This window comes from Lachnoclostridium edouardi (genome assembly GCF_900240245.1).
Taxonomy (GTDB): domain Bacteria; phylum Bacillota; class Clostridia; order Lachnospirales; family Lachnospiraceae; genus Lachnoclostridium_A; species Lachnoclostridium_A edouardi.
The window spans coordinates 1-3,217 of sequence record NZ_OESQ01000002.1; the positions used below are offsets into that span (position 1 = coordinate 1).

General features: G+C 40.0%; 3 protein-coding genes. 2 read left to right on the forward strand and 1 reads right to left on the reverse strand.

The genetic code is table 11. The features are described 5' to 3' along the window. Positions 1 to 130: 130 nt before the first annotated feature. Positions 131 to 553, reverse strand: coding sequence for a bacteriohemerythrin (locus tag C1A07_RS15975; RefSeq protein ID WP_101878182.1), 423 nt, complete (start codon positions 551 to 553; stop codon positions 131 to 133). 378 nt (positions 554 to 931) lie between these two features. On the opposite strand from C1A07_RS15975, the gene C1A07_RS15980 reads away from it, so the two are divergent. Together C1A07_RS15980 and C1A07_RS15985 are read left to right on the forward strand one after the other, a co-directional pair. Continuing rightward, positions 932 to 1,387, forward strand: coding sequence for a tripartite tricarboxylate transporter TctB family protein (locus tag C1A07_RS15980; protein ID WP_242972375.1), 456 nt, complete (start codon positions 932 to 934; stop codon positions 1,385 to 1,387). Positions 1,388 to 1,406: 19 nt separating this feature from the next. Continuing rightward, complete coding sequence (locus C1A07_RS15985; protein WP_101878183.1) at positions 1,407 to 2,903, forward strand: tripartite tricarboxylate transporter permease; 1,497 nt, start codon at positions 1,407 to 1,409, stop codon at positions 2,901 to 2,903. Positions 2,904 to 3,217 lie beyond the last annotated feature (314 nt).

A 3,217-nucleotide genomic window follows, 5' to 3' on the forward strand; every position in this document is an offset into this window, starting at 1 on the left:
AGGGCTTAGTAGGTAAATGATGTTGCGCTTGGCGAACCTATTTCGGTGAGTCTTTAGACTCCAGTGCCGGTAACAGACCCTTATAGGGTCAAAGCAAGCCACCGGCTTAGCCGGTGGTCTTGACTTTTTCTTAAATTCTCTGTGTGTTATCTCTCATAAACTTATATTCAGCTACAGATCTGTCAAAGGTTTTGATGTGATAATTCAGCCAGTCTACTACTTTGCTGTTAACTCTTTCTACAAAGGCCTCTGTAGGTCCCTCTTCCTCCTCTAACATTTCGTGAAGCTGGTTAACAGTCTGTCTCAGCTCCTCGTGCTTTTTGATATGCTCATTATATCCTGGATATTCAATTTCCTTCTGCAGCTGTTCCTCAGCTGAAAAATGAAAATCAGTATAGTCTGCCAGGTAATTCAGCATTTTTACGGCGCCAGCCTTATCAGCTTTATTTTCGCAGCTAATAAGCAGAGCATTAATTTTATCAATTAACTCTTTGTGCTGAGAATCAATCATTTCATTTCCTGTTACTAAATCATCAGTAAATAACATTGCCATTTTTGTATCCTCCTTGGGAATAATTTTCATTATGCTTCTACTATATCACAAAGTCCTGAAAAATACACGACTTTTCTGAAAACAATCAGTAGGCTATTTCATCTTCAGCAATTTTTATTAACAAGATTATAACGGCCCCTTTGCAGATGAAACGTGTGAAAAAATCATGGAAAAAACCGTAACATTTGTTTCAAATATAACAAAAAGAAACTAATTGAAACGTAAAAATGGCGTTAAGATTTGTTTTCACCTATAAAGATTAGGAATTTTTCATATAGACAACAGGGAAGAATTGTGCACTTTTTACAAACAATTCACAACAGGATTCTTGGCATGGCCTTTGCTTTTTATAGGTGTATCACAAGAAAGAGAGGTCAAATGAGTATGAAAAGCATTCAGACAAAATTCTTTATACCAATAGCAACAGCGCTTGTTGGTATTGTATTCCTGTTTCTGGGCGTTACAGAGTTAGGGTTTTGGGATTCAGTAAATGGTCCTGGCCCAGGCTTTTTCCCTAGTTTAGTATCAGTGGTAATTATTCTTACCAGCATTCTGGCATTCTTTCAGTCCTTAAAGGATGGAGAGACAGGAGCTCCTTACAAAAAGGAAGAGTTATTAGTAGTTGCAGCAGGAGCCTGTATTATTGCAGGAAGCTTTATTATTGGACTTCTTCCAAGCTGCTTTGCATTTGTTATTTTGTGGCTGAAGGTCCATGAGAAGGCGCCTTGGAAAGCAACATTAATTGTTACTGCCATTGTAGCATTTATCGCTGTAGGCGTGTTTGCAGTTTGGCTGGGCGTTGCATTCCCTATGGGAATTTTCGAGAACTTTTAATTAAAGGGAGGTAGAAAAAATGGGTACATTTGAACTTTTAATGCAGGGCTTCCAAACTGTTCTCACACTGCAGAATATAGGGGCTGCAGCTATGGGAGCTATTTTGGGACTGATTGTAGGAGCCATGCCTGGTATTGGTTCCCTGGCAGGAGTAGCGTTGCTGCTTCCTCTTACATATAAATTTAACCCTACAACAGCGATTATCATGCTGGGCGCATTGTACTATTCTAATATGTATGGCGGCAGCTTCAGTGCGATTCTGTTAAATATTCCTGGAGACTCTCCGGCGGTTTGTACAACATTAGACGGATATCCAATGGCTAAAAACAAAAAACGTCCTGGCCAGGCGCTGTTTACAGCAGATATGGCTTCCTTCATTGGAGGAACCATAGGTATTATTATTCTTACATTTACAGGCCCTGCTTTGGCGAACCTGGGGCTGAAATTTGGTCCTTCTGAGATGACTGCAATTCTTCTGATTGCCATGACATCTATCAGCTGGCTGGTAGGCGAAAACCCTACAAAGGGTGTAGTAATCACTATGTTAGGTATTTTGCTGGCAAGTATGGGTATGGATACTCTTTCTGGCCTTCCAAGATACGATTTTGGAAATATTTATTTGCTGGGAGGTATTCCTTTTACTCCTTATATTATTGGTGCAGTAGGATTTGCCCAGGTTATTAAACTGACAAATGAAAAAAATGTAACAAACAATGATGCGATTTCTGATAAACTGACTATCCGCGGAAGTCTTCTTACACCACACGATTTCCGCCGCCTGCTGCCTCCAGCAGTTCGTTCAGGACTTTTAGGAACATTTGTAGGCGTTCTTCCTGGAGCTGGAGCAACAACCGGCGCATTTATGGGATACGCAGTACAGAAAAGCTTTAAGAGTGAAGAGCCTTTAGGAACAGGTGCAATCGAAGGTATTGCAGCGGCAGAGGCTGCTAACAACGCAGCGGCAGCTGGAGCATTTGCTCCTCTTCTGGCTTTAGGTATTCCTGGTTCTGGTACAGGCGCAGTACTTTTAGGCGGACTGATGATGTGGGGTCTGAATCCTGGTCCTCTTCTGTTCAGCAAATCTCCTGATTTTGCATGGGGATTGATCGCTTCCCTGTATTTGTCCAACATTTTAACACTGATTGTGGCTCTGTGTGTAATTCCATTCCTGATTAGAATTCTGACAGTGCCTGTAACATATATGATTCCTATTATTACAGTTGTTTGTGTAGTTGGTTCTTACAGTACCAGCAACTCCCTTTACGGAGTAGTTATTATGTTCCTGTCAGGTGTAGTAGGATACCTGCTGGATAAGGGCGGATACCCGACGGCGCCGATGCTGCTTTCATTCGTACTGGCTCCGCTTCTGGAATCCAACATGAGAAAGGCTTTCATTATTTCAGGAGGAAGCCTGGATATCTTCTTTACAAGACCTATCACCTGTGTTCTGATGATCATTATGTTCGGTATCATCTTAACACCTATTGTGAAAGGATTTTTAAAGAAAAATAAATAAGCCGGCTAAAGATTATAAGGCCACCCCCTTAAAATCTTTTAGTTATATAAAAGCTGCCTTCGGGAAACCGGAGGCAGCTTTTTTGTGAAATATTTTCTGACTTTTTGGAACAAAATGGAACATTTAACAATGAATATAAAAAAATAATAAAAGTTTTACTAATATAGACAAAAAACAAAAGATTGGTTATAATACCTGACTTTGGTATCAGAGATTAAAAAATAGTGCAAACTTTAAGGTTTAGAAGGACTGCTAGCGGCAGTCCTTCTGTGTTTGTTATTATAGTTTATAATTAAAAATGGTGTTTATTTGAG

Excerpts from the sequence above, each read along its gene's own strand:
- C1A07_RS15975 (WP_101878182.1), bottom strand. The coding sequence starts at position 553 with ATGGCAATGTTATTTACTGATGATTTAGTAACAGGAAATGAAATGATT.
- C1A07_RS15980 (WP_242972375.1), top strand. The coding sequence starts at position 932 with ATGAGTATGAAAAGCATTCAGACAAAATTCTTTATACCAATAGCAACA.
- C1A07_RS15985 (WP_101878183.1), top strand. The coding sequence starts at position 1,407 with ATGGGTACATTTGAACTTTTAATGCAGGGCTTCCAAACTGTTCTCACA.